The organism is Variovorax cryoconiti, assembly GCF_051216395.1.
Classification (GTDB): domain Bacteria; phylum Pseudomonadota; class Gammaproteobacteria; order Burkholderiales; family Burkholderiaceae_C; genus Variovorax.
Map to the genome: position 1 here is coordinate 253,993 of NZ_JBPJZI010000003.1, position 24,165 is coordinate 278,157.

The following is a 24,165-nucleotide window of genomic DNA, read 5'->3' on the forward strand; positions in this document are numbered from 1 at the left end:
AAGACAAGAGACATGCGCTTGAATCCGTCCCGCCGCGCGCGCTTCGCCGCGCTCGTCGCCACCGCCGCATTCGGCCTGACCCTCGCTACCGCGCAGGCCGCCGACTATCCGAGCAAGCCGATCCGCTTCATCGTCCCTTACACCGCCGGCGGCACCACCGACCTGGTGGCGCGCACGGTGGGCCAGAAGGTGTCCGAGAAGCTCGGCCAGCCCGTCATCATCGAGAACCGCGGCGGTGCCGGCGGCAACATCGGCATGGACGCGGTGGCCAAGGCCGCGCCCGATGGCTACACGATCGGCTTCGGCGCCATCTCGACCAACGCGCTCAACCCGCACATCTACAAGTCGATGGCCTTCGACCCGCGCAAGGACTTCACCGCCATCAGCCTGCTCGGCACCTCGACCATCGTGCTCGAAGTGCCGGCAACCTCGCCCATCAAGAGCGTGGCCGACCTGATCGCCGCCGCCAAGAAGGCGCCCGGCCTGCCCTACGCCACCGCAGGCGCCGGTACCTCGATGAACCTGGCCGGCGTGATGTTCGCGCAGATGACCGGCACCGAGCTCACGCACGTTGCCTACAAGGGCAGCGGCCCGGCCATCAACGACATGCTGGGCAACACCATCGGCGTGATGTTCGACAACCTGCCCGCGTCGCTGCCGCACATCCAGGCCGGCAAGCTGCGCGCGCTGGCGGTGGCCGGCCCGGCGCGTTCACCGTCGCTGCCCGACGTGCCGACCATCGCCGAGACGGGCCTGAAGGGCTACGCGCTCGACCCGTGGTTCGGCGTGTACGGCCCGGCCCACCTGCCGGCCCCGATCGTCAAGGCGCTGAACGATGCCTTCACCGAAGCGCTCGCGCTGCCCGACGTGAAGGACAAGCTCACGCAGGCCGGCTTCACGCCGCGCGGCTCGTCGGCCGAAGCGCTGGCGAAGCTCACCCAATCCGAATACCAACGCCTCGGTGACGTCGCCAAGAAGGCCGGCATGACCGCAGACTGAAAGAACCCCATGACCACACGCAACGCCACCCACGACCCCCAGCTGCGCAGCTGGGTTGAATCCGCCAACGCCGCGGGCAACGACTTCCCGGTGCAGAACCTGCCCTTCGGCCGCTTCCGGCCGGCCGGCACCGACGAGCCCTTCCGCATCGGCGTGGCCATCGGCGACCAGGTGCTCGACCTGAAGGCCGCCAAGGTGGTCGACCATGCCGACATGAACCTCTTGATGGCCGCGACGCCCGCGGAGCGCGCGGCGCTGCGCACGGCACTGTCCGAAGGCCTGCAGGAGGGGAGCCCGAAGAAGGGCGAGTGGGAGATCGCGCTGTATGCGCAGGCGTCGGTCGAGATGGCGCTGCCCTGCCGCATCGGCGACTACACCGACTTCTACACCGGCATCCACCACGCGACCACCGTCGGCAAGCTGTTCCGCCCCGATCAGCCGCTGATGCCCAACTACAAGTGGGTGCCCATCGGCTACCACGGCCGTGCCTCGTCGATCGGCGTGAGCGGTCAGCGCTTCAAGCGCCCCCAGGGCCAGACCAAGGCGCCCGATGCCGAGGTGCCATCGTTCGGCCCGTCCAAGCGGCTCGACTACGAGCTCGAGCTGGGCTTCCTCATCGGCCGCGGCAACGACCTGGGCACGCCCATCGCCATCGGCGACGCCGAGCAGCACCTGTTCGGCGTGACGCTGCTCAACGACTGGTCGGCGCGCGACCTGCAGGCCTGGGAATACCAGCCGCTCGGCCCCTTCCTCGCGAAAAACTTCGCGTCCACGCTGTCGCCCTGGATCGTCACGATGGAAGCGCTCGCGCCCTTCCGCGCGAAGTTCGAGCGGCCCGCGGGCGATCCGCAGCCGATGCCGTATCTCGATTCACCGGCCAACCGTGACAGCGGCGCGCTGGCCATCACGCTCGAGGTCTGGCTGCAGACCGCCAAGATGCGCGAGGCCGGCGAGCCCGCCACGCGCCTCACGCGCGGCACCACCACGCAGGCCGCCTACTGGACGGCCGCGCAGCTGGTCACGCACCACACGGTCAACGGCTGCAACCTGCAGCCCGGCGACCTGCTGGGCTCGGGCACGCTGTCGGGCCCGACGCTGGAAGAAGCCGGCTCGCTGCTGGAGATCACGCTGGGCGGCAAGCAGCCGATGACGCTGCCCAACGGCGAGAAGCGCACCTTTCTGGAAGACGGCGACACGCTGACGCTGCGCGGCTACTGTGAACGCGACGGCGCAGTGCGTATCGGGCTGGGCGAGGTGAGCGGCACCGTGCTCCCGGCCGCCTGAGCTTCAGTCGTCGGAGGGCGCGGGGGCCGGCGCCGAAGCGCCCGCAGCGCGGCTCGCATCGAGGTGCGCCCGCGCGCGTTCGGCCAGCGCCATCTCGCCCGGCGTGGCCGGCGTGAAGCCGTCGACCGGCAGCGGCTGGCCATGTGAATCGACCGAGACGAAGACGATCAGGCATTCGGTCGTCTTGTGCATGCCGCCGCCCTTCATGTCGCCGCTGCGCACTTCCACCGAGATGTTCATGCTGGTGCGGCCGGTGTAGACCAGGCGCGCTTCGACCTCCACCAGGTCGCCGATCATGATCGGCCGGTGGAAGCGGATGCTGCCGATGAACACGGTCACGCAGTAGCGCTTCGACCAGCTCGTGGCACAGGCGTACCCCGCCTCGTCGATCCACTTCATGACGGTGCCGCCATGGACCTTGCCGCCGAAATTGACGGTGCTGGGTTCGGCCAGGAAGCGCAGGGTGATGGAAGACATGGCGGGTTTTTCGTGGGGCGGAGAAGCGGATTATGTGCGGGCAAGGCCTGACGCTGCATCGGCCTCGCGCAGCGCCGCTCGCGCGCACGCCAGGAAGGGTTCGATCAGCGGGCTGTCCCAGTCGCTGCGCCAGCAGGCGGCGATGTCCATCGTCGCTTCGACATCGCGAAAGCGCCTGAACACCACGCCCGGCGGTTTGCCGATCTGTGCGCAGGCCGGCAGGATCGCGCAGCCCTTGCCCGCGAGCACCAGCGCCAGCGCCGACACGGTGGTCTCGACGCGGTGCGCGATCGGCATGCTGACCTCGTGCCGGCGCAGCAGCGACGCCACCACCGATTGGTCGGTGTCGCCGGCCGGTACCGGCAGACCGATGAGGGGCTCGCCCGACAGGCGCGCGATCGGCACACGCGACAGCCGCGCGAGCGGCGAATCGGCCCGCACGACCAGCATCAGCGGCTGGCTGCCGATGCGTTCCACCGTGATGCCCGGGTGGACGATCGGCGGGATGCACAGCGCCATCGTCACCTTCGAATCGACCAGGGCCGACACCTTGTTCGCGGCGTTCAGTTCCGCGAACTGGATCTCGACATCCGGCAGCCGTTGCCGGAGCGCGTCGACCAGGCGGGGCAGCACGAGGTAGGACAGGACGATCATGGTCCCGACCGTCAGCCGCCCGCGCCGGCCCGAACCGATGGCCCGCGCGGCGTCGACGCCTTCGCTGGCGAGCAGCAGCGCTTCCTTGGCCCGGCTGAACAGCGCCTGGCCTGCGTCGGTGATCTCCATGCCGCGCGCCGTGCGCCGGAAAAGGGACGTGCCCAGCGCCTTCTCGAGGTTCTTGATCTGTACCGACAGCGGTGGCTGCGCCATGCTGAGGCGCCGCGCCGCCTGGCCGATGCTGCGCTCCTCGGCCACCGCCACGAAGTAGCGAAGACTCTTCAGGTCCACGGATGCCATACGGATTCCATATGCGTTTTCGGTAAAACAGTATTGGACGGCATATTGCGGCGCAGCAATCATTTGCGCATGACCGATTTGTTGCCACCGCTCCCGGGCGCCGACCTCTGCGCGATGTCCGCCACCGAGATGCGCCAGCGCATCGCCCGAGGCGAACTCTCGCCGGTCGAGGTCACCGAGGCCGTGCTGCGCCGCGCCGATGCGCTGCAGCCGCAGCTGAACTGCTTCATCACCCTCTGCCACGAACAGGCCCTGCAGCAGGCGCGCGAGGCCGAAGCGGCCGTCCTGCGCGGCGAGCCGCTCGGCCTGCTCCACGGCATTCCCTTCACCGCCAAGGACCTGGTCGATACCGCCGGCGTGCGCACGACCTACGGCTCGGTGCTGCACCGCGACCATGTGCCCGAGCACGATGCGGTGGCCGTGGCGCGGCTGCGGCAGGCGGGCGGCATCCTGATCGGCAAGACCACCACGTCCGAGTTCGGTGCCAAGTGCCTGACCGACGCGCCGCTGTTCGGCCGCACCCGCAATGCATGGAGCCCGCTGCGGACCAGCGGCGGCTCCAGCGGCGGTGCCGCGGTGGCGATGGCCGCCGGCATCGCGCCGCTCGCCATCGCCACCGATGGTGGCGGCTCGACCCGCATCCCGGCGGCCTGCAACGGCGTGGTCGGCCTGAAGCAGAGCCTGGGCGTGGTGCCCCACAGCCAGGTACAGGACGCCTTCGGCAACTACACCTACGTCACGCCCACCACCCGCAACGTGGCCGACACGGCGCTCATGCTGCAGGCCATGACCGGCGCGCATGCATCCGACCCGTGGTCCGTGGGCGTGCCGGCACAGCGCTATGCCGACGATTTGCGCGCGATGGGCGACCTGCGGGGTCGCCGCGTCCTCTTTCGCGCCACGCCCGCGGGCCGGCCGATCGCCGCCGATGTGCAGGCCGCGTTCGAAGCGTCCCTCGTCACCTTGCATGCGCTGGGCGCCGAGCTGGTGGCGATGTCGGGTGAAGGCTTCGACATCGAGCCCGTCTGGCGCGTCATCAACCACACGAGCTGGCGCGGGCGCTTCGGCCCGCTGGTGCAGGCCCACGGCGACCAACTGAGCCCGTCGCTGCTGCAGCAACTGGCGTTGGCCGAGCATGTCGACGGCGTGGCCTTCCAGCAGGCGATGTTCCAGCGCACCCAGCTGTTTCGCCAGATTCAGGCGAAGTTCGAAGACCACGACTTCCTCTTCACGCCGACCTTGTCGCGCACCGCGCTGCCGATCGACCAGGACCTGTTCGGCAGCCTCGACATCGACGGCCAGACCTACGCCGAGGTCCGCCCGAACTGGTTCCCGTGGCTGATGCCCTTCAACCTCACCGGCCATCCGGCGATCAGCCTGCCCTGCGGCGCGGACCGCGACGGTCTGCCGATCGGCATGCAGCTCGTCGGGCGCTTCCGCGACGACGCGCAGCTGCTGCAGGCCGCGGCGCTGTTCGAGGCGGCGCACCGGCCCTCCCGTCCCTTGCCCACGCTGGCCTTCTGAGCGATCGCAGTCGCGTCTTCCACGTCCGTTCCACTGGAGCCCCTCACCATGAACCGAATCCTTTCTGCATTGCTGTTCGGCGCGTCGTGCGCGCTGGCCAGCGCGTTCGCCCACGCCGACACCGCCGCGCCCCTGCGCCTCATCGTCGGCTTCCCACCGGGCGGTGCGCTCGACAACCTGGCGCGCTCCGTGGCCGAGGAACTGCGCGTCACGCTCAAGGAGCCGGTGCTGGTGGAGAACCGGCCGGGCGCCTCGACACGCATCGCGATCGAGGCGGTGAAGGCTGCACGCCCGGACGGCCGCACCATCCTTCTCGGGTCGACGCCGCCCTTCGTGCTCTTCCCCATGACCTACGCGCGGCTGAACTACGACGCCGACCGCGACTTCATCCCGGTGGCGCATCTGGCCTATGTGCCCAGCGTCATTTCGGTGGGCGCCGAGCAGCCCTACAAGACGCTGCGCGAGTACCTGGCCTGGGTGAAGAAGAACCCGGGCAATGGCGGCGTCGGGCTGACCAACCTGGGCGGCGCGCTCCACTTCAGCGTGCTGCAGATGGCCAAGGCCATCGACGTGCCGCTCACTGCCGTCACCTACAAGGGCGGCGCGCCGCTGGCCGCAGACCTCATCGGCGGCCATGTGCCGATCGGCACCGACGCGCTCGCCAGCCAGCTCGAGCTGCACCGCGGGGGCAAGCTGCGCATTCTCGGCGTCGCGGGCACCCGGCGCCTGAGCTGGCTGCCCGATGTGCCGACGATCAAGGAGTCGGGCATCGACGCCTTCGACCGCGCCAACGCCTCGTACGCGGCGTTCGTGCCCACGGGCACGCCCAGGGACGTGGTGGCCAAGCTGGAGGCCGCCTTCGTCGCGGCCGTGAAGACGACGCAGGTGCGCGCGCAGCTCGACCGCCTCGGCCTCGAGGCCAGCGGCCTGCCGGGCGCCGACGTGCGCAAGCTCCTGCAGGACGAGCGCAGCTACTGGCAGCCGATCGTGAAGGCCTCGGGCTTCAAGAGCGAGGACTGAACCCCGGGCGGGTTCACTCAACCGCCCCCGAAGAGCTGCGCCACCGTGCGCCGCAGCCACGCATTTCCCGCCTCCGCGTGGAAGCGCTCATGCCAGTGCTGCTTGACCGCGTACGAGGGCAGGGCGAAGGGCAGCTCCATCAGCCGCACCGGTTCCTGCGTCGCCAGCACCTCGCCGAGCACGCGCGGCACGGTGACGATCAGCTCGGTGTGCGCCACGATGCGCGCGACGCTCAGAAAGCTCGACAGCCGCGCCACCACCTGGCGCTGCACGCCCAGCCGCGCCAGCGTCTTGTCGACGATGGCATGGCCGGTGCCCGACGACGAGATCACCGCATGCGCCTCGGTCTCGAAGCGCTTCTTCGTGAGCCGAGCGCCGATGCGTGGATGGTTCTGCGCGACCAGGCAGACGAAGTTCTGGAGGAAGAGGGTCTGCTGGTAGAAGCCGGCGTCGAGCTGCGGCATGAAGCCCACCGCCAGGTCGACCTCGCCGTTCTCCAGCCGGCGGCCGCTCTCGGTCGAGACGATCTCCGTCTCCAGCTGCACGCCGGGTGCCACCCGGCGCAGGTGGTCGAGCAGGCCGGGCAGCAGCACGACCTCGCTGATGTCCGTCATGCAGATGCGGAAGCTGCGCTGCGCGCGCGCCGGGTCAAAGGCCGCGTGGCTGCCGCGTGCGGCCTCCAGTTGCGACAGCGCCTCGCGCAGGTGCGGGCGGATGCGCTCCGCATGCGGCGTCGGCTGCATGCCGCGCGCGGTGCGCGTGAACAGCCGGTCGTCGAAGTGCGCGCGCAGCTTGTTGAGCATGGTGCTGGCCGCCGCCTGCGCCAGCCCCAGGCGGTCGGCCGCCTTCGACACGCTGCCGGTCTGGTAGACCGCGTCGAACACGGCGATCCAGTCGAGATCGAGCTTGGCCATGGTGCAACTCCGTGGATGGCGGGGCCACCATTATCAAAAAAAGCGATATAGGGTATTGGCGGGTGGGCTTGATTCCATAGTGGGGCAGGCGAAGAATGGCGCACCGAGGCCCGACAGATGGCCATCCTCCCCTGGAGACAATCCATGAACACCGCCACCCTGCGCGCCATGCCGCCCGCCGCCGATGCGCGCCGCGCCTACTACGAGCGCATCCGGCCCCTGCACCTCACGCCCCTGTGGGAGTCGCTCCATGCGCTGGTGCCGCGCGAGCCACAGACGCCCTGTGTGCCGGCGCTCTGGCGCTACGACGCCATCCGACCGCTGCTGATGGAATCGGCCGAGCTCATCACTGCCGACGAGGCCGTGCGCCGCGTGCTGGTGCTGGAGAACCCGGCCATCCCCGGACGCTCGTCGATCACGCAGTCGCTCTACGCCGGCCTCCAGCTCATCATGCCGGGCGAGGTGGCGCCGTCGCACCGCCACGTGCAGTCGGCGCTGCGCTTCATCGTGGACGGCAAGGGCGCGTACACCACGGTCGGCGGCGAGCGCACCACGATGCACCCGGGCGACTTCATCATCACGCCCTCGTGGGCCTGGCACGACCACGGCAACGAGGGCATCGAAGGTGTCAGCGAGCCGGTGGTATGGCTCGACGGCCTCGACATCCCGATGGTGCGCTTCTTCGACGCCGGCTTTGCCGAGAACGCCGACGCCAAGGTGCAGCACGTGGCCCGGCCCGAGGGCCACAGCCTGGCGCGCTTCGGCCACAACATGGTGCCGGTGCGGCACGACCACACCTCCGCCACCTCGCCCATCTTCAACTACCCCTATGCCCGCAGCCGCGAGGCGCTGGCGCAGCTGCAGACCCAGGAAGCGCCCGACGCCTGGCTGGGCCACAAGCTGCGCTACATCAACCCGCTGACCGGCGGCTCGCCGATGCCGACCATCGCCACGAACCTGCAGCTGCTGCCACGCGGCTTCGTGGGCAAGACGCATCGCATGACCGATGGCGCGGTGTACAGCGTGGTCGAAGGCCGCGGCCATGCCGACATCGGCGGCCAGCGCTTTGACTTCGGCCCGCGCGACACCTTCGTCGTGCCCTCGTGGGCGCCACTGAAGCTGGTGGCCGCAGACGACGTCGTGCTCTTCAGCTTTTCCGATCGTCCGGTGCAGCAGGCCATGGGTGTGCTGCGCGAAGCCTTTCTCGAAGACTGAGCCTGCGCGGTTCGGCCTCGGTTTTTCATCTCGACCATGCGCCGCCGCGAGCGGCAGGAGTTCCCATGCCCTATGTCTTCACCCCACCCCCTACCGTCGGCCTGCCCATCGTCGGCAGCGACGATCTTTTCCCCGTGCGCCGCGTCTACTGCGTCGGCCGCAACTACGCGGCGCATGCCCGCGAGATGGGCTTCGACCCGGTGCGCGAGCCGCCCTTCTTCTTCTGCAAGCCGAACGACGATGCGTCGGTGGTGCCGGTGGCCGAAGGCGCGACGGCCACGCTGCCCTACCCGCCGCTGACGAAGAACTACCACCACGAGGCCGAGCTGGTCGTTGCCATCGGCCAGGGCGGCCGCGACATCGCGCAGGCCGATGCCGCCTCGCATGTCTTCGGCTACGCGGTGGGCCTCGACATGACGCGGCGCGACCTGCAGATCGCTGCCCGCGAGCAAGGCCGGCCGTGGGAAGTGGGCAAGGCCTTCGACTTTTCCGCACCGATCGCGCCGATCGTGCGCCGCGCCGATGCGCCCGGTGTCGACAGCGCCGGCATCGTGCTCGAGGTCGACGGCACGGTGCGCCAGCAAGCCACCATCGCGCACCTGATCTGGTCGGTCGACGAGGTCATCGCGAACCTGTCGACGCTCTTCACGCTGCAGCCCGGCGACCTGATCTTCACCGGCACGCCCGAAGGCGTGGGCGCGGTGCAGCGCGGCCAGTCGATGGTGGCGCGCATCGACGGGCTGCCGTCGCTGTCGGTCCGCATCGCGTGAGCCGCCACGCAGGAGCCCCACGATGAACGCATCCCCCACGACGAACGAAGCGCCCCGCGTCCTGCTGATTGGCGGCGGCATCGGCGGCATGGCCGCGGCTCTGTCGCTGGCGCGGCTCGGCCTGGCGGTCGACCTGCTGGAGCAGAGCGCCGCCATCGGCGAGATCGGCGCCGGCCTGCAGCTCGGCCCCAACGCCTTCGCCGCGCTCGATGCGCTGGGCGTGGGCGACGCGGTGCGCGGCGGCGCGGTCTTCACCGACCGGCTGGTGATGATGGACGCGGTCGACTGCGGCGAAGTTGCCTCGGTGCCGGTGGGCGAGGCCTTCCGCGCGCGCTTTCGCAACCCCTACGCGGTGAGCCACCGGGCCGACCTGCACGGCGCGCTGTTCGACGCGGTGCAGCGGCAGCCGCTGATCCACGTGCACACCGGCGCGCAGGTCGAGGCACTCGAACTCGGCGGTGCGCGCGTGCAGGCGCACACCCGCGACGGGCGGCACTTCGGCGCCGATGCGGTGATCGGGTGCGACGGCGTGAAGTCGATCGTGCGCGCGCAGCTCATCGGCGACGCGCCGCGCGTGTCGGGCCACGTGGTGTACCGCGCGGTGGTGCCGGCCGACGACATGCCGGCCGACCTGCGCTGGAACGCGCCGGTGGTGTGGGCCGGCCCGAACTGCCACCTGGTGCACTACCCGCTGCGTCATGGCGAGCTGTACAACCTGGTCGTGACCTTCCACAGCCGCGACAAGGAAGTGTGGGGCGTGAGCGATGGCAGCCAGGCCGAGGTGCTGTCGTACTTCGACGGCGTGCATGCGCGCCCGCGCCAGCTGCTCGATCGCCCGAGCTCGTGGCGCCGCTGGAGCACCGCCGACCGCGACCCGGTCGCCAACTGGAGCGAGGGGAACGCGACGCTGCTGGGCGACGCCGCGCATCCCATGATGCAGTACCTCGCGCAGGGCGCCTGCATGGCGCTGGAAGACGCGGTCACGCTCGGCGCCGCCGTGCAGGCCTGCCGCACCGGCGACGACCGCTTCGACCTGGCCGCCGCCTTCCGCCTCTATGCCTCGGCTCGCGTCCCGCGCACCGCGCGCGTCGTGCTGTCGGTGCGCGAGATGGGCCGGCTCTACCACGCGAAGGGCGTCGAGCGCCTGGTGCGCAACAGCCTGTGGGTCGGCCGCACGCCGGAGCGCTTCTACGATGCGGTCGAGTGGCTCTACGCGTGGCGGCCGGAGCGCTGCCTCGACGACGCCGACCCGGCCTTGCGCCCGGCGGCACGCGACTTGCACGCGGCGCACTGACCTTTCGGGTGTCGCGTACCGATGTCCGGACACACGGGCACGGCATGATCGCGCCCTGCGGGCAGCACGACAAAACCCATACCAAATACCAACCACCCGGAGACAAGCCATGCGATCGATCCGCCGACTGTTCACCGCAGCCACCGCAGCCACCGCAGCTGCCGCCTTGCTGCTGAGCGCATCCGCGCAGGCCCAGACGGCCGCCGCCGACTTCCCCAACAAGCCGGTGACGCTGGTCACGCCTTTCGCCGCGGGCAGCGGCCCCGACGCCGTGCTGCGCCTGGTCTCGGACAAGCTCTCGCGCCTGTGGAACCAGCGTGTGGTGGTCGACAACAAGCCCGGCGGCGGCGGCTTCATCGCCATCGAGCAGGCACGTCGTGCGGCGCCCGACGGCTACACGCTGCTGCAGCTCGACAGCGAGCACATCGCCGCGCTGCCGCACCTCTACAAGTCGCGCAACTTCGTGACGCTGCAGCACTTCGATCCGGTGGCTTCGCTGTTCCGCACGCCCTTCTTCGTGGCGGTGGGCACCGACTCCAAGTACAAGAGCATGACCGACCTCATTGCCGACGCGAAGGCGCATCCGGGCCAGATCAGCTACGGCTCGTGGGGCGTGGGCAGCCCCGGTCATCTCGGCGGCCAGCAGCTCGAGGCGCTGACCGGCATCCGCATGCAGCACGTGCCCTACCGCGAGGTGTCGCAGCTGTTCGCCAACGTCGGCGCGGGCGACGTGCCGTGGAGCTTCGCCAGCATCCCGTCGAGCCAGGGCATCTACAAGGCCGGCAAGCTGCGCTACATCGCGGTGGCCGCGTCCAGGCGCGTTCCGCAGATGCCCGACGTGCCCACCATGGCCGAGGCCGGTGGGCCGCCCTCGCTCGAAGTGAATTCCTTTGTCTCACTGCTCACGCCCAAGGGCGTGTCGCCCGCCATCAAGGCGAAAATCAACGCCGATGTCGCGAAGGTCATCGCCGATCCGGAGATCCGTGCGCGCTTCGACACCTTTGCCTTCGAACCCCTGGCCTGGTCGCCGGAAGAGATCGAACGCAACGCCGAAGCGAAGTCCAAGGTCTACGGCGAGCTGGTGCGCATCGGCAACATCAGCCTTGAATAGTCCTGTTCTTTTGTAGAAAGCGAATTCCATGCGTCGTTCCCTTCTCGTTCTCGCCCTGGCCGCCGCCACGGCATGGCCCCTGGCCGCGTCGGCACAGGGCGCCGCCTGGCCCACCAAGCCGATCCGCCTCTTGGTCGGCTTCCCCGGCGGGTCGACGCCGGACATCGCGGCGCGCGCCATCGCCGAGCCGCTGTCGCGTGCACTGGGCCAGCCGGTGGTGGTGGACAACCGGGCTGGCGCATCGGGCAACATCGCGGCCGACATCGTGGCGAAGGCGGCCGACGACCACACGATCGGACTCGTCATCAACGGCAACCTCACCTCGTCGAAGATGCTGTATTCGCGGCTGCCCTACGACCCGGCCAAGGACTTCACCTACCTGTCGCTCATCGCCACGGCACCGCTGGTTCTGGTCGCGCAGAACAGCCTGCCGAGCGGCGCCGCCTTCTTCGATGCCGCCCGCAAGGCGGGCGACACGTGGAGCTATGGTTCGGTCGGCGTGGGCTCGGTCGGCCACCTCGGCACCGAGCTGCTCAAGAGCAAGGTGCCCGGCATGAAGGCCGTGCACGTGCCCTACCAGGGCAACCCGCAGGTCGTGACCGACCTGATCGGCAACCAGATCCAGTTCGCGCTGATCCCGCCGGGCATCGCGCTGCCGCAGATCAAGGCCGGCAAGCTCAAGGCCATCGGCCTGACCAGCGGTCGCAGCCTGCTGGCCCCCGAGATTCCGCCGCTGGCCGATGCCGGCGTGAAGGACCTCAGCCTCGAAGTGTGGGTCGCACTGCTCGGCCCGGCCGCGCTGTCGAAGACCGCGCAGGAGCGCATCACGAAGGAACTGGCGGTGATCATGAAAGCGCCGGAGGTGCGCCAGAAGCTTTTCGACCAAGGCTGGCAGGCGGTCGGCACCTCGCCTGAAGGCATGCAGCTGCGCGTGAAGGAAGAGGCAGCCATCATGAGCCGCATCATTTCGTCGCAAGGGATCAAGCTGCAATGACCGCCACGCCGATGCAGGAGCCGGCGCGCCGACTGCCGGTGTACGGCGACTACGACGTCGTGGTGGTCGGCGGCGGGCCGGCCGGCCTGGCCGCCGCGGTGAGCGCGTCGCGCCACGGCGCGCGCACGCTGCTGGTCGAACGCTATGGCTTTCTCGGCGGCATGGGCACGGCCGGCGGCGTGACCAACTTCGCCGGCCTGTACGCCAGGCGCGGCGGCGAGATGACGCAGGTGGTGCACGGCGTGGCCGACGACCTGCTTGCGCGCATGCAGGCCATGGGCGGCCTCAACACGCCGCAGGACGGCATGCAGGGCCGCATCCGTGTGCGCTCGTACGACACCTCGGTCTACAAGTGCGCGGCCGACCAGTGGCTGCTCGACGCCGGTGTCGAGCTGCTGTTCCACGCGTATGCCGCAGCCGTGCTGATGGACGGCGCGCGCATCGCGGCGCTGGTGGTCGAGACCAAGTCGGGCCGCCAGGCGATCCGTGCCAACGCCTTCGTCGACGGCAGCGGCGACGCCGACGTGGCCGCCTTCGCGGGCGTGCCCTTCGAGGTGGGCGACGGCCACGGCAGCGGCCTGTTCCCGACCACCATGTTCCGCATCGGTCAGGTCGACGCGCCGCGCGCGCTGGCCGCGGTGGGCGAGTTCAAGGCCATCAACGACCTGATGAACGCGGTGCGCGAGCGCAGCCCCGACGCCTACCGCTTCCCGCGCGACGGTGCCATCCTGCGGCCCAACATCGACCCGCGCGAATGGCGTGCCAACGTCACGCAGATCCGCAATGCCGAGGGCAAGGCCATGAACGGCGTCGACGCGCGCGAGCTGAGCGACGGCGAGCTCGAAGGACGCCGCCAGATCGCCGAGTACTTCCGCTTCCTGCGCGCCGAGGTGCCGGGCTTCGAGCAGTCGGCCATCGTCGAGATCGCGCCGCAGGTGGGCCTGCGCGAGACGCGCCGCATCGAGGGCGTCTACGCGCTGACCGGCGAGGACATCCTCTCGTCGGCGAAATTCGACGACGTGATCGGCCTGAACGGCTGGCCGATGGAGATGCATGCCGACGGCCGCATCCAGTGGGCCTTCCCGCGCGACGACGCCAACACCTACAACCACCTGCCGTGGCGCATGCTGGTGCCCAGGACGGTCGACAACCTGCTGGTGGCCGGCCGCTGCGCCGCCATGACGCACGAAGGCCAGTCGGCCGCACGCGCGAGCGGTGGGTGCTTCGTGATGGGGCAGGCCGCGGGCACGGCCGCGGCGACGCTGGGCGGCGCGCGCTTCGCGGACGTGGACGTGGACGCGTTGCAGAAGAAGTTGGTGGCGGACGGCGCCGACCTCGACCGCTGAACCCGTCGCGCGCGACGCGTCCGCGTCAGCGCGACGGCGCTGCCTTTGTTATCGTGCAAGGCCGCCCCTGCCTTCTTCGACCGCACGATGACCGAACCCGCCACCGCCGCCCGCCTCGTCGACGACCTCGTCGACCTCATGCAACTCGAAGCGCTGGGCGACGACCGCTTCCGCGCGCAGAGCGAAGACCTGGGCACGCCCGCGGTGTTCGGCGGCCAGGTGCTCGGCCAGTCGCTGATGGCGGCGAGCCGCACGGTCGATGCCGACCGGCCGGTGCATTCGATGCATGCCTACTTCCTGCTGCCCGGCGAGCATGCGCCCATCGACTACGCGGTCGACCGCGTGCGCGACGGCCGCAGCTTCACCACCCGCCACGTGGTGGCGCGCCAGGCCGACCGCATCATCTTCGAGATGTCGGCCTCGTTCCAGACGGTAGACCCGGGCGTCGAGCACCAGCTGCCGATGCCTGCCGTGACCGGCCCCGAGGGCGTGAAGAGCGACCTGCAGCGGCGCATCGACCTGGGCGACCGCCTGCCCGAGCGCGCGCGCATCAAGGGCGTGCAGCCGCACGGCATCGAGTTCCGCGCCGTCGAGCCTGACGACCTGCTGGCACCGGCGCGGCGCGAGGCCGAGCGTTCGATCTGGATGCGGACCATCGCGCCGCTGCCGGACGACCCGCTCATGCACCGCGCCCTGCTGGCCTACGCGTCCGACCACGGGCTGCTCGGTGCGGCCCTGCTGCCGCACGGCCTCGCCTACATGCAGCCCGGCGTGCGCATGGCGAGCCTCGACCACGCGATGTGGTTCCACCGCGATTTCCGTCTGGACGACTGGCTGCTCTACCGGCTCGATTCGCCCAGCGCCAGCGGCGCGCGGGGGCTTGCGCGCGGCAGCATCTACACCCGCGACGGACGCCTGGTCGCATCGACCGCGCAAGAAGGCATGGTGCGCGCCCGCTAGCGGCGCCGCACGCCGCGGCTACTGCGTGAGCGCGGCACGCATGCCGCCGAAGCGGCGCCGGTACTGGGCAGGCGTCAGGCTCACGCTGCGGCGAAAGAGCCGGCTGAAGAAGGCGGCGTCGTCGTAGCCCACCTCCTCGGCGATCGCCTCGATCGAGGCGTTGCCGGTCTCGAGCAGCTGCTTGGCCTCCTCGATGCGCAGGGTCTGCACATAGGCCATGGGTGCCATCCCTGTCGCCAGCTTGAAGCGGCGCTGGAACGAGCGTTCGGGCAGCCCGCTGTGGGCCGCCATCGCGGCCACCGGCGAGGGCTCGGCGTAGTGGTCGGCGATCCAGGTCTGGCAGCGGCCGATCACGGCGTCCTCGACCTGGCGAGTGCGTGCCACGCGCGCGAACGGTTGCTGGCCCACGGCGTGCCAATCGATCAGGTTGACCTTGGCGACCTGCAAGGCAGCCTCCACCCCGGCCAGGCGTGCGATCAGGTACAGGCCCAGGTCCATCCACGAGCTGCCGCCGCCCGCCATGACCAGGCGCTGGCCCTCGCCCGCGACCACCAGGGCGCGCCGCGGGCGGACCCGGGCACGCGGATGGCGCGCCTGCAGCATGTCGCAGAAGGCCCAGTGGGTGGTGGCGTCCTGGTCGTCGAGCAGGCCCGCTTCGCCCAGCAGCAGGGCGCCCGAACAGGCCGTGCCCAGCACGGCACCGCTGGCATGGCAGCGCAGCACCCAGGCCACCTCGGCGTCGAAGCGGCCGTCGATCGGCGCGGTCGGCGACAGCATGAGCTCCGGCACGCAGGCGATGGCCGGCAACGGGCAGTCGGCCAGGCTGCGGTGCGCATGGATCGGCACGCGGTTGCCCGCCACCACCGTGCCGGCCTGCACCGCCACGATCACCGGCTCGAACAGCGCCGCGCCGGGTTCGCCGCCGACCACCATCGCCCAGTCCCGGCCGGCGCTCAGGAACAGGTCGTACAGGCCCAGCACCACCGAGGCGGTCGTCTCGGGGGTCGCCAGGATGGCCACCAGCGGCAGCGTGCGTGGGGCGGCGGGGCCGACGGACGACGTGGACATGGCGGAATCGTCAGAGGTGTTGCGGGAATGGCTGCGGGTGTTCGGGCGACCCGACCCTACTCTTCAGATCTCTCTTCTTCAATCCTTCCGTAAGAGGTACACCATGCTTTTCACCGATGCACACGGGCTTGCGCTGAACACCGATCAGGCTGCGTCCGCCACCGCCTACGACCGGGCGCTGGCGCTCTTCAACAGCCTGACGCTCGACCCGCTGGCGGTGATGGTGCCGGCGCTCGAACAGGACCCGGACTTCATCGCGGGCCACCAGTTCGTCGCCGCGATGATGCTCAGCGCCGCCGATGGCCAGGCCCTGGCGCCGGCGCGTGCCAGCCTGGCTGCCGCGGCCGCGGCCGGGAGCCGCCGTTCGCCGACCGCGCGGGAGCGCTCGCTGCAGCAGGCGCTCGCGGCCTGGGCAGGCGGCGACATGCGCGGTGCGAGCCGTCTGCTGGACCGCCACAACGTCGACCATCCGCGCGACCTGCTGGCGCTGCAACTGGCGCACCTGGGCGACCTGGTGCTCGGTCAGACCGCCATGCTGCGCGACCGCATCGGCCGCGCGCTCGGTGCATGGAGCCCGCAGGACGCGTGCTACGGCTACCTGCTGGGCATGCATGCCTTCGGGCTGGAGGAATGCGGCGACTATGCGCGGGCCGAGGCGCTGGGGCTGCGCGCGGTCTCGCTCCATGCCGACGACGCCTGGGCGGTGCACGCGGTCGCGCACGTCTACGAGATGCAGGGCCGGGTGGCCGACGGGCTGCGCTGGCTCGGCCACGACACCGAGGCCTGGACGCACGACAACGCGCTGGGCGTGCACAACCACTGGCACCTGGCGCTGATGCACCTGTCGAACGACGACCCGTCCGCCGCGCTGGCGCTGTACGACCGCGCCGTGACGCCGCAGGCGGCCTCGATGGCCATGGACCTGGTCGACGCGAGCGCCCTGCTGTGGCGGTTGATGCTGCGCGGCGTCGATGTGGGCGCCCGCTGGTCGACGCTCGCCGCGCGCTGGCAGGCCCAGGCCGGTTGGGGTTCGCTGGCGTTCAACGATCTGCACGCCATGCTGGCCTTCGTCGGCGCGGGAGATGCAGCGCGCATCGCGCACGGCGCCGACCGGATCGCCGCTGCGGCCGCTCAGCCGGGCGCAACGCCGGTGTGGGGCGGTCTCGCCGCACCCGTGTGCGAAGCGTTGATCGCCTTCGGCCAGGGCCGATACGCCCGCAGCGCGGCGCTGCTCCTGCCGGTCCTCGCCGACACCCTGCCGATGGGGGGCAGCCATGCCCAGCGCAGCGTGCTCTTCCTCACTTGCGCAGAAGCGGCGCGCCGGTCCGGCGACACGGTGCTGGCCCGCGCGCTCGATGGCGAGGCAGTGGCACGCCGGGTCGAGCCGGGGGCGGCGCACCGGCCGGTCGTCCACGGCGCCGGGCGCGAATTGGCCCTGGGCTGAGCGGCCGGCTTGGCGGTCGGCACCGACAAGCCACCGGCCACGCGAGTGGCGAAGGCGAGGCATGATGCGCCCACGAACACGATCCCAGGACTTCATGAGCTCGCCCCTTTCCCCATTGCTCTTCTCTCCGCTGCAGGTCGGCGCCCTGACGCTGCCCAACCGCATCGTGATCGCCCCGATGTGCCAGTACTCCGCCGAGGACGGCCGCATGACCGACTGGCACCTGATCCACCTGGGCCAGCTCGCGCTGTCCGGTGCCGGCCTGCTGATCATCGAGGCCACGGCGGTCGAGGCCATCGGCCGCATCACGCCGCGGGACGTGGGGCTGTACGACGACGCGACCGAGGCCGCCATGGCGCGCGTGCTGAAGGCGATGCGCCAGCACTCGCGCATGCCCCTCGCGATCCAGCTCGGTCACGCCGGGCGCAAGGCGTCGAGCCACATCCCGTGGGAAGGCGGCCAGGCGCTCGGGCCGGGCGAGGGCGCGTGGCAGACGGTGTCGGCGTCGGCCCTGCCGCATGCGGCGGGCGAGCCGGCCCCGCTGGCGCTCGACGCTGCCGGCCTGGCGCGCGTGAAGGCGGCTTTCGTGCAGGCCGCGAAGCGCGCGCAGGCGCTGGGCATCGACGCCATCGAGCTGCATGGCGCGCATGGCTACCTGCTGCATCAGTTCCTGTCGCCGTTGTCGAACCAGCGCACCGACGACTACGGCGGTTCGCTCGAGAACCGCATGCGCTTCCCGCTCGAGGTGGCCGAGGCGGTGCGCGCCGCGGTGCCGGCGTCGATGCCGGTGGGCGTGCGCCTCTCGGCCACCGACTGGGTCGAGGGCGGCTGGGATGTCGACGGCAGCATCGCGTTCTCGAAGGCACTCGCGGCGCGGGGCTGCGACTTCGTGCACGTGTCGTCGGGCGGGGTATCGCCGCAGCAGAAGATCCCGCTGTCGCCGGGCTACCAGGTGCCACTGGCCGAGCGCATCAAGGCGGAGGTCGAGGTGCCGGTCTTCGCGGTCGGCCTCATCACGGAGCCGAAGCAGGCTGAGGCCGTGATCGCCGCAGGCCAGGCCGATGCGGTGGCCATCGCGCGCGCCGCGCTGTTCGAGCCGCACTGGCCGTGGCGCGCCGCCGCCGAGCTGGGCGCGCAGGTCGAGGCGCCGCCGCAGTACTGGCGCTCGCAGCCTCGCGAGCTCAAGGCCCTCTTCGGCGACACGCGCATCGGCGCACGCTGATCCCCTTCACGCACTCGGGAGACGACCATGACCAGCTTCAAGAAGTACCGCGTCGGCGCCAAGGTGGGCCTGGCCGACATCGACCCGGGCGACCGCCATCTGCTCAAGGGCAGCGACAGCGAGCAGCGCGCACAACTCGACGAACTCGCGCAGGAACTCGACGAGCTGCAGAACCTCCTGCACGCCGAGGGCAGACGCAAGCTGCTGCTGGTGTTGCAGGGCATGGACACCAGCGGCAAGGACGGCACGGTCCGCTGGGTGTTCTCGCGCACCTCGCCGCTGGGCGTGCGCGTGGCGGCCTTCAAGGCGCCGTCGATCGAGGAGCTGGCCCACGACTTCCTGTGGCGTTGCCACGCGGTGGTGCCGCGCAGCGGCGAGATCGCGGTGTGGAACCGCAGCCACTACGAAGACGTGCTGGTGCCGGTGGTCGAAGGCTGGATCGACAAGGCCCAGACGCAGCGCCGCTACGCGCACATCAACGACTTCGAGCGCCTGCTGACCGAGACCGGCACGGTGGTGCTCAAGTGCATGCTGCACATCGGCGCCGACGAGCAGCGCGAGCGCTTGCAGGCGCGCATCGACGAACCGGCGAAGAACTGGAAGTTCGCCATGGGCGACCTCGACGTGCGCAAGAAGTGGGACGTGTACCAGCGCACCTACGCGCGCTTGCTGGATGCCACGTCGACCAAGGCCGCGCCGTGGTACGTGGTGCCTGCGAACAGCAAGACGCATCGCAACCTCATGATCGCGCAGCTGCTGGTGAAGACGCTCAAGGACATGAAGCTCAGCGTGCCGCCGGCCGACCCGGCGTTGCGCGGGTTGATCGTTCCCTGACCATCGTCTGACGCGCTTCGAGCGCGTGCGATACAGACTGCCAGATCAAACGGCAGCGCGTGCGCAATCAGGGTAAACGTGACTGGATCACACGGGTAAGCGCGGGCGTCGCGCCTTGATCCCGGTCATCGAAGCCAGAATGAATCTTCAAAGAAGGTCCGCCGCGGATGTGCCGAGGCGCGGGCGCTACAACAACACGAAGGTTCGGCACGATGCGTTCACGCGAGTCGGTTTTTGGCATCTCTCTTTGGGGGTGGATGCTGGGGTTGGGGGTGATGGTTGGTATGGGTCTGGCGCATGCGCAGGCCGCGGCCACCGACACCATCCTGGTCGAGAAGGGCCGCCTGCTGGCGGTCGCCGCCGATTGCGCGGCCTGCCACACGACGCCCAAGGGTGGCGCGCCTTTCGCGGGCGGCTACCGCATCGAGTCGCCGCTCGGCGCCATCGTCGCGTCGAACATCACGCCCTCCAGGTCCGCAGGCATCGGCGACTACACGCTCGATGAGTTCAGCCGCTCGCTGCGGCAAGGCGTGCGCAAGGACGGCGCACACCTCTACCCCGCGATGCCGTACACCGCGTACACGCAGCTCAGCGACGACGACACCGCCGCGCTCTACGCGTACTTCATGCACGGGGTCGCACCGGTCGACAAGCCGGCACCGCAGACCGAGTTGCCCTTCCCGTTCAACCTGCGCATCTCGATGGCGGTGTGGAACGCGCTCTTCCTGAAGGACGAGCGCTTCGTGCCCGACGCCTCGAAGACGGCCGAGTGGAACCGCGGCGCCTACCTGGCCGGCGCGCTCGCGCATTGCAGCGCCTGCCACACGCCGCGCAATGCGCTGATGGCCGAGCAGGGCGACAAGGCCTTCCTGTCGGGCGGCTCGCTGGGTGCGTGGTACGCGCCGAACATCACGTCCGATGCCAACAGCGGCATCGGTGGATGGAGCGAGGCCGAGCTGGTGCAGTACCTGCGCACCGGCCGCGTGGCCGGCAAGGCGCAGGCGGCCGGCCCGATGGCCGAGGCCATCGAGCACAGCCTGCAGCACCTGCCCGACGCCGACCTGAAGGCCATCGCCGTGTACTTGAAGCAGGTGCCCGGCGTGGCCAGCGCCGAAGCCAAGCCGCGCTTCGCCTATGGCGAGGCCTCGACCACCGAGATCGACCAGCGCGGCCTCAAGGATGGCGTCGACCCCGGCTGGCGCGTGTTCAGCGGCAGCTGCGCCCATTGCCATCAGGAAGGCGGCGCCGGCACCCAGAACGGCGCCTACCCCTCGCTGTTCCACAACACCGCCACCGGTGCCGACCGGCCCGACAACCTGGTCGCGACCATCCTGCATGGCGTGGACCGCACCGTCGACGGCAAGGCGCACTTCATGCCCGCCTTCGGCGACGCAGCCTCGTTCACCGACCGCCTGAGCGACCAGGAGATCGCCGACGTCAGCAACTATGTGCTCGGCCACTACGGCAACCCGGCCGTGAAGGTGAGCGCCGGCGACGTGCAGACACTGCGCGCCGGTGGCAAGCCGCCCCTCATCGCACAGCTGCGGCCGTTGATCGTGCCGGGCATCGTGGTGCTCGTGGTCCTGCTCGTTCTCATCGTGGCCCTGCGTTCGCGCGCCAGGCGCCGCCCCCAATGGAGCTGACTCCCATGTCGAACCCGATCCCCGACCGCACCGAACACATCGTGGGCATGCCCGTCTCGCGCCGCGCCCTCGTGGCCGGTGCGGCCGTGCTGGGTGCCGCCATCGCCGTCGGCAGTGTGTCGGTGCTGGGCACCACCAACGCCTTCGCCGCGGCGACGGCGTCGAACGACTTCCTGCGCCTGTCCGAATTCCTCACCGGCGGCAAGCCGCTCGAGGCCGGGCTCGCCACGCGCTACCAGGCGTCGCTGGCGCGACTCGATCCGAAGTTCGCTGCCGCGGCGGCCGAGCTGCAGCGCTACGTGAGCGATGCCAAGGCGTCGCACATCGACGAGCTGCTGGCCCGCCCCGACCTGAGCGAGCCGCTGCGCAAGACCATCACGCAGATCGTGTCGGCCTGGTACCTCGGCATCGTCAACAACGACACCGAGGTCGAGCTGATCAGCTATGCGGACGCGCTGATGTACCGGCCCACGGCCGATGTGCTGGTCGTCCCCAGCTACGGCGGCGGCCCCGATTCGTGGGGCGAGAAACCGGCCAACCTGTCGACCACGCCGAACAAAGAGATGACACGATGAGCGCCAAGGAATTCGATGCAGACCTGATCGTGATCGGGTCGGGCGTGATGGGTGGCGTGATCGCCAGCCGGCTGGCCAAGGCCGGCAAGTCGGTGATCATCCTGGAAGCCGGCCCGCGGGTGAAGCGCGCCGACATCGTCGAGACGTATCGCAACTCGCCGGTCAAGCTGTCGCTGGCGAACATGAAGGCGCAGGGGTCCGGTTCGCCGTTCCCCAACCCGCCGCACATCCCGTCGACCTACGGCAACTACCTGCAGCAGACCGGCCCGGTGTCGTACCCGACCAAGTACCTGCGGGTGGTGGGCGGCACGACCTGGCACTTCGGCTCGGCGCTGTGGCGCATGATCCCGAACGACTTCAAGCTGAAGACGCTGTACGGCCGCGGCCGCGACTGGCCGCTCAGCTACGAGGAGCTGGAGCCCTACTACTGCGAGGCCGAAGCCGAGCTGGGCGTGTCGGGTGTCGACGGCCAGGACGAGAGCGGCCATGGCGGCCCCGCCTGGCCACCGCGCTCCAAGCCCTTCCCGATGAAGGGCCTGAACGAGCCGTACTTCATGACGCGCGCCGCCGAGATGCTCGCGCCCGGCGGCTACAACCCGGTGATCGAACCGCACGGCCGCGCGACGCGCCCCTACGGCAACCGCCCGGTCTGCGCCGGCAACAACAACTGCAACCCGGTGTGCCCGATCGGCGCCAAGTACGACGGCTCGATGCACATCGACGAGGCCGAACGCGCCGGCGCCAGGCTGTACGACAACGCGGTGGTCTACAAGATCGAGGCCGGCGACGACGGCAAGATCACGGCGGTGCGCTACAAGAAGCCCGACGGCACCTCGCACCGCCTGACGGCGCGGCACTTCGTGCTGGCCGCGTATGCCATCGAAGGGCCGAAGCTGCTGCTGATGTCGACCTCGGAGAAGTACCCGAACGGCATCGCCAACTCGTCGGACCAGGTCGGCCGCAACCTGATGGGCCACACCGGCATCAGCATGAACATCATGATGAACGAGGACGTCTGGCCGGGCCAGGGCCCGACCGAGCTGCTGGTGTACCTGAACTACCGCGACGGCGAATTCCGCAAGGACATCCCGAGCTACAAGACCAAGTTCCGCAACACCGTGCCGAGTTCGCAGATCGCCTCGTCGCTGCTGGCCAAGGGCGTGCTGGGCAGCAAGCTCGATGCCGAGATACGTCGCCAATCGGCGCGTTCGCTCAACGTGGCCGTCGACTTCGAGACCGAAGCGCAGCCGCAGAACCGCGTCGTGCCGAGCAAGACCAAGACCGACGGGATCGGCCTGCCGGTGCCCGAGATCTACTACAGCGTGAACGACTACTGGAACGCCGGCCGCGACTTCGCGCTGAAGGACCTGGCACGCATGGCGCAGCTGCTGAACGCCGACGTGCTGAACGTCGACACCAAGCACCAGGACCGCCAGCACATCATGGGCACCACCATCATGGGGGACGATCCGAAGAACTCGGTGGTCGACCGCGACTGCCGCACGCACGACCATCCCAACCTGTTCATCGCCGGCACCGGCGTCATGCCCTCGGCCTCGTGCATGAACCCCACGCTCACCGGTGCGGCGCTCAGCGTGCGCATTGCCGAGCAGCTGATCAAGGAGATCTGAGAGGCGGGCGCGCGCGTTCGCGGGCACGTCGCCGTTCGATCGTTTCGAACAGACCCATGCCGGCCAGCATCGCGGCCACGAAGACCAGCGCCGGCGCCAGGCCCATGCCGAGCGCGACCAGGGCGGGGCCGGGGCAGAACCCGGCGATGCCCCAGCCGATGCCGAAGAGCAGGCTGCCGCCGACCAGGCGCCGATCGATCCGGCGCACTGTCGGCAGGCGCATCGATGCGCCGAGCAGCGACTGCGAGCGCCGGCGGGCCAACGCGAAGGCCGGCAGCCCGACGGCGATCGCGCCGCCCATCACGAGGGCCAGCGACGGGTCCCACGCGCCGGCGAGGTCGAGGAAGCCCAGCACCTTGGCCGGGTCGGCCATGCCGGACAGGAGCAGGCCGAGGCCGAACACCAGGCCGGCCAGAAGAGACGTCAGGATCTGCATGGGGAGGCGCCTTTCAGAGTCCGATGACATGGCGCACCACGAACACCGTCGCAAAGCCCGCCGCCATGAAGGCCAGCGTCGCTGCCAGCGAGCGCGGCGACAGGCGCGACAGCCCGCAGACGCCGTGTCCGCTGGTACAGCCCGCACCGTAGCGCGTGCCCACGCCGACCAGCAGCCCCGCGAGCACCAGCGCGCCGGTACCCGCATCGATGCGCGGCACGGGCAGCGTGCCGAACAGCTGGTAGGCCAGCGGCGCGGCGATCAGGCCCGCGACGAACGCGACGCGCCATCCGATGTCGCCGCGGGTCGGATTCAGCAGCCCGCCCAGCACGCCGCTGATGCCCGCGATGCGGCCATTGAGCAGCACGAACATCGCGGCCGCGAGGCCGATGAGTGCGCCGCCGGCCAATGCGGACCACGGCGTGAAGTGCTGCCAGTCGATCGTCATGG

General features: G+C 70.1%; 23 protein-coding genes. 17 read left to right on the forward strand and 6 right to left on the reverse strand.

The features are described from left to right. Positions 1-12: 12 nt before the first annotated feature. Complete coding sequence (locus ACSFA2_RS10285) at positions 13-999, forward strand: Bug family tripartite tricarboxylate transporter substrate binding protein (protein ID WP_435455228.1); 987 nt, start codon at positions 13-15, stop codon at positions 997-999. A gap of 9 nt (positions 1,000-1,008) precedes the next feature. Then, positions 1,009-2,283 carry a fumarylacetoacetase gene (gene fahA / locus ACSFA2_RS10290; RefSeq protein WP_435455229.1) on the forward strand — a complete coding sequence of 425 codons (1,275 nt, stop codon included), beginning with the start codon at positions 1,009-1,011 and terminating at the stop codon, positions 2,281-2,283. Positions 2,284-2,286: 3 nt separating this feature from the next. Here the strand turns inward: fahA and ACSFA2_RS10295 are convergent, their stop codons facing one another. After that, positions 2,287-2,760, reverse strand: coding sequence for an acyl-CoA thioesterase (locus tag ACSFA2_RS10295; protein ID WP_435455230.1), 474 nt, complete (start codon positions 2,758-2,760; stop codon positions 2,287-2,289). A 30-nt stretch (positions 2,761-2,790) separates the two neighbouring features. Further along, positions 2,791-3,714: a LysR family transcriptional regulator gene (locus ACSFA2_RS10300; protein ID WP_435455231.1), complete on the reverse strand. Its 924-nt coding sequence runs from the start codon at positions 3,712-3,714 to the stop codon at positions 2,791-2,793. Positions 3,715-3,783: 69 nt separating this feature from the next. Here ACSFA2_RS10300 and ACSFA2_RS10305 point away from each other — a divergent pair, with 69 nt between their 5' ends. Together ACSFA2_RS10305 and ACSFA2_RS10310 are read left to right on the forward strand one after the other, a co-directional pair. Next, on the forward strand, positions 3,784-5,238 hold the full coding sequence (locus ACSFA2_RS10305) for an amidase (RefSeq protein WP_435455232.1): 1,455 nt from the start codon (positions 3,784-3,786) through the stop codon (positions 5,236-5,238). A gap of 48 nt (positions 5,239-5,286) precedes the next feature. Then, positions 5,287-6,258 (forward strand): tripartite tricarboxylate transporter substrate-binding protein, encoded by a 972-nt coding sequence (locus ACSFA2_RS10310; RefSeq protein ID WP_435455233.1) that lies wholly within the window; start codon positions 5,287-5,289, stop codon positions 6,256-6,258. Between the two features lie 17 nt (positions 6,259-6,275). On the opposite strand, the gene ACSFA2_RS10315 is transcribed toward ACSFA2_RS10310, so the two are convergent. Beyond that, a complete protein-coding gene (locus ACSFA2_RS10315) occupies positions 6,276-7,172 on the reverse strand; it encodes a LysR family transcriptional regulator (RefSeq protein WP_435455234.1) in 897 nt (298 codons plus the stop codon). Between the two features lie 144 nt (positions 7,173-7,316). Here ACSFA2_RS10315 and gtdA point away from each other — a divergent pair, with 144 nt between their 5' ends. The 7 genes from gtdA (at position 7,317) to ACSFA2_RS10350 (ending at position 14,862) form a co-directional block, all read left to right on the forward strand. Then, positions 7,317-8,387 (forward strand): gentisate 1,2-dioxygenase, encoded by a 1,071-nt coding sequence (gene gtdA / locus ACSFA2_RS10320; protein WP_435455235.1) that lies wholly within the window; start codon positions 7,317-7,319, stop codon positions 8,385-8,387. 65 nt (positions 8,388-8,452) lie between these two features. Then, a complete protein-coding gene (locus ACSFA2_RS10325) occupies positions 8,453-9,157 on the forward strand; it encodes a fumarylacetoacetate hydrolase family protein (protein ID WP_435455236.1) in 705 nt (234 codons plus the stop codon). Between the two features lie 22 nt (positions 9,158-9,179). Continuing rightward, a complete protein-coding gene (locus ACSFA2_RS10330; RefSeq protein WP_435455237.1) occupies positions 9,180-10,451 on the forward strand; it encodes a 3-hydroxybenzoate 6-monooxygenase in 1,272 nt (423 codons plus the stop codon). A gap of 109 nt (positions 10,452-10,560) precedes the next feature. Then, positions 10,561-11,562 carry a Bug family tripartite tricarboxylate transporter substrate binding protein gene (locus ACSFA2_RS10335; RefSeq protein ID WP_435455238.1) on the forward strand — a complete coding sequence of 334 codons (1,002 nt, stop codon included), beginning with the start codon at positions 10,561-10,563 and terminating at the stop codon, positions 11,560-11,562. A 28-nt stretch (positions 11,563-11,590) separates the two neighbouring features. Beyond that, the gene (locus ACSFA2_RS10340) at positions 11,591-12,556 is read left to right on the forward strand and encodes a Bug family tripartite tricarboxylate transporter substrate binding protein (protein ID WP_435455239.1); all 966 of its coding nucleotides are present in this window, start codon (positions 11,591-11,593) and stop codon (positions 12,554-12,556) included. Beyond that, a complete protein-coding gene (locus tag ACSFA2_RS10345; RefSeq protein ID WP_435455240.1) occupies positions 12,553-13,902 on the forward strand; it encodes an FAD-dependent oxidoreductase in 1,350 nt (449 codons plus the stop codon). The genes ACSFA2_RS10340 and ACSFA2_RS10345 overlap by 4 nt, the downstream gene beginning before the upstream one ends. An 87-nt stretch (positions 13,903-13,989) precedes the next feature. After that, entirely contained in the window at positions 13,990-14,862 is an 873-nt protein-coding gene (locus ACSFA2_RS10350; RefSeq protein ID WP_435455241.1) for an acyl-CoA thioesterase, read from the forward strand. Positions 14,863-14,880: 18 nt separating this feature from the next. Here ACSFA2_RS10350 and ACSFA2_RS10355 read toward each other — a convergent pair whose 3' ends face one another. After that, the gene (locus ACSFA2_RS10355) at positions 14,881-15,930 is read right to left on the reverse strand and encodes a GlxA family transcriptional regulator (RefSeq protein WP_435455242.1); all 1,050 of its coding nucleotides are present in this window, start codon (positions 15,928-15,930) and stop codon (positions 14,881-14,883) included. A 103-nt stretch (positions 15,931-16,033) separates the two neighbouring features. Here ACSFA2_RS10355 and ACSFA2_RS10360 point away from each other — a divergent pair, with 103 nt between their 5' ends. From ACSFA2_RS10360 to ACSFA2_RS10385, 6 genes are all read left to right on the forward strand, one after another. Next, on the forward strand, positions 16,034-17,374 hold the full coding sequence (locus tag ACSFA2_RS10360) for a tetratricopeptide repeat protein (RefSeq protein WP_435455243.1): 1,341 nt from the start codon (positions 16,034-16,036) through the stop codon (positions 17,372-17,374). 94 nt (positions 17,375-17,468) lie between these two features. Continuing rightward, on the forward strand, positions 17,469-18,596 hold the full coding sequence (locus ACSFA2_RS10365; protein ID WP_435455244.1) for an NADH:flavin oxidoreductase/NADH oxidase: 1,128 nt from the start codon (positions 17,469-17,471) through the stop codon (positions 18,594-18,596). Positions 18,597-18,623: 27 nt separating this feature from the next. Beyond that, positions 18,624-19,430, forward strand: a complete 807-nt coding sequence (locus ACSFA2_RS10370) for a PPK2 family polyphosphate kinase (RefSeq protein ID WP_435455245.1) — start codon at positions 18,624-18,626, stop codon at positions 19,428-19,430. 212 nt (positions 19,431-19,642) lie between these two features. Further along, a complete protein-coding gene (locus ACSFA2_RS10375) occupies positions 19,643-21,073 on the forward strand; it encodes a c-type cytochrome (RefSeq protein WP_435455246.1) in 1,431 nt (476 codons plus the stop codon). Positions 21,074-21,078: 5 nt separating this feature from the next. Further along, a complete protein-coding gene (locus ACSFA2_RS10380) occupies positions 21,079-21,648 on the forward strand; it encodes a sugar dehydrogenase complex small subunit (RefSeq protein WP_435455247.1) in 570 nt (189 codons plus the stop codon). Continuing rightward, positions 21,645-23,279 (forward strand): GMC family oxidoreductase, encoded by a 1,635-nt coding sequence (locus ACSFA2_RS10385; protein WP_435455248.1) that lies wholly within the window; start codon positions 21,645-21,647, stop codon positions 23,277-23,279. Before ACSFA2_RS10380 ends, ACSFA2_RS10385 begins: the two co-directional genes overlap by 4 nt. Here the strand turns inward: ACSFA2_RS10385 and ACSFA2_RS10390 are convergent. Then, positions 23,266-23,715 carry a DUF6691 family protein gene (locus ACSFA2_RS10390; protein ID WP_435455249.1) on the reverse strand — a complete coding sequence of 150 codons (450 nt, stop codon included), beginning with the start codon at positions 23,713-23,715 and terminating at the stop codon, positions 23,266-23,268. The two genes, ACSFA2_RS10385 and ACSFA2_RS10390, sit on opposite strands and share 14 nt — an antisense overlap. A 13-nt stretch (positions 23,716-23,728) precedes the next feature. Continuing rightward, positions 23,729-24,163: a YeeE/YedE family protein gene (locus tag ACSFA2_RS10395; RefSeq protein ID WP_435455250.1), complete on the reverse strand. Its 435-nt coding sequence runs from the start codon at positions 24,161-24,163 to the stop codon at positions 23,729-23,731. Positions 24,164-24,165 lie beyond the last annotated feature (2 nt).

Coding starts and splice junctions, on each gene's coding strand:
- ACSFA2_RS10355 (WP_435455242.1), bottom strand. CDS start 15,930: ATGTCCACGTCGTCCGTCGGCCCCGCCGCCCCACGCACGCTGCCGCTG.
- ACSFA2_RS10325 (WP_435455236.1), top strand. CDS start 8,453: ATGCCCTATGTCTTCACCCCACCCCCTACCGTCGGCCTGCCCATCGTC.
- ACSFA2_RS10310 (WP_435455233.1), top strand. CDS start 5,287: ATGAACCGAATCCTTTCTGCATTGCTGTTCGGCGCGTCGTGCGCGCTG.
- gtdA (WP_435455235.1), top strand. CDS start 7,317: ATGAACACCGCCACCCTGCGCGCCATGCCGCCCGCCGCCGATGCGCGC.
- ACSFA2_RS10335 (WP_435455238.1), top strand. CDS start 10,561: ATGCGATCGATCCGCCGACTGTTCACCGCAGCCACCGCAGCCACCGCA.
- ACSFA2_RS10285 (WP_435455228.1), top strand. CDS start 13: ATGCGCTTGAATCCGTCCCGCCGCGCGCGCTTCGCCGCGCTCGTCGCC.
- ACSFA2_RS10390 (WP_435455249.1), bottom strand. CDS start 23,715: ATGCAGATCCTGACGTCTCTTCTGGCCGGCCTGGTGTTCGGCCTCGGC.
- ACSFA2_RS10375 (WP_435455246.1), top strand. CDS start 19,643: ATGCGTTCACGCGAGTCGGTTTTTGGCATCTCTCTTTGGGGGTGGATG.
- ACSFA2_RS10350 (WP_435455241.1), top strand. CDS start 13,990: ATGACCGAACCCGCCACCGCCGCCCGCCTCGTCGACGACCTCGTCGAC.
- ACSFA2_RS10360 (WP_435455243.1), top strand. CDS start 16,034: ATGCTTTTCACCGATGCACACGGGCTTGCGCTGAACACCGATCAGGCT.
- ACSFA2_RS10395 (WP_435455250.1), bottom strand. CDS start 24,163: ATGACGATCGACTGGCAGCACTTCACGCCGTGGTCCGCATTGGCCGGC.
- ACSFA2_RS10340 (WP_435455239.1), top strand. CDS start 11,591: ATGCGTCGTTCCCTTCTCGTTCTCGCCCTGGCCGCCGCCACGGCATGG.
- ACSFA2_RS10330 (WP_435455237.1), top strand. CDS start 9,180: ATGAACGCATCCCCCACGACGAACGAAGCGCCCCGCGTCCTGCTGATT.
- ACSFA2_RS10305 (WP_435455232.1), top strand. CDS start 3,784: ATGACCGATTTGTTGCCACCGCTCCCGGGCGCCGACCTCTGCGCGATG.
- ACSFA2_RS10300 (WP_435455231.1), bottom strand. CDS start 3,714: ATGGCATCCGTGGACCTGAAGAGTCTTCGCTACTTCGTGGCGGTGGCC.
- ACSFA2_RS10315 (WP_435455234.1), bottom strand. CDS start 7,172: ATGGCCAAGCTCGATCTCGACTGGATCGCCGTGTTCGACGCGGTCTAC.
- ACSFA2_RS10380 (WP_435455247.1), top strand. CDS start 21,079: ATGTCGAACCCGATCCCCGACCGCACCGAACACATCGTGGGCATGCCC.
- ACSFA2_RS10345 (WP_435455240.1), top strand. CDS start 12,553: ATGACCGCCACGCCGATGCAGGAGCCGGCGCGCCGACTGCCGGTGTAC.
- fahA (WP_435455229.1), top strand. CDS start 1,009: ATGACCACACGCAACGCCACCCACGACCCCCAGCTGCGCAGCTGGGTT.
- ACSFA2_RS10295 (WP_435455230.1), bottom strand. CDS start 2,760: ATGTCTTCCATCACCCTGCGCTTCCTGGCCGAACCCAGCACCGTCAAT.
- ACSFA2_RS10365 (WP_435455244.1), top strand. CDS start 17,469: ATGAGCTCGCCCCTTTCCCCATTGCTCTTCTCTCCGCTGCAGGTCGGC.
- ACSFA2_RS10370 (WP_435455245.1), top strand. CDS start 18,624: ATGACCAGCTTCAAGAAGTACCGCGTCGGCGCCAAGGTGGGCCTGGCC.
- ACSFA2_RS10385 (WP_435455248.1), top strand. CDS start 21,645: ATGAGCGCCAAGGAATTCGATGCAGACCTGATCGTGATCGGGTCGGGC.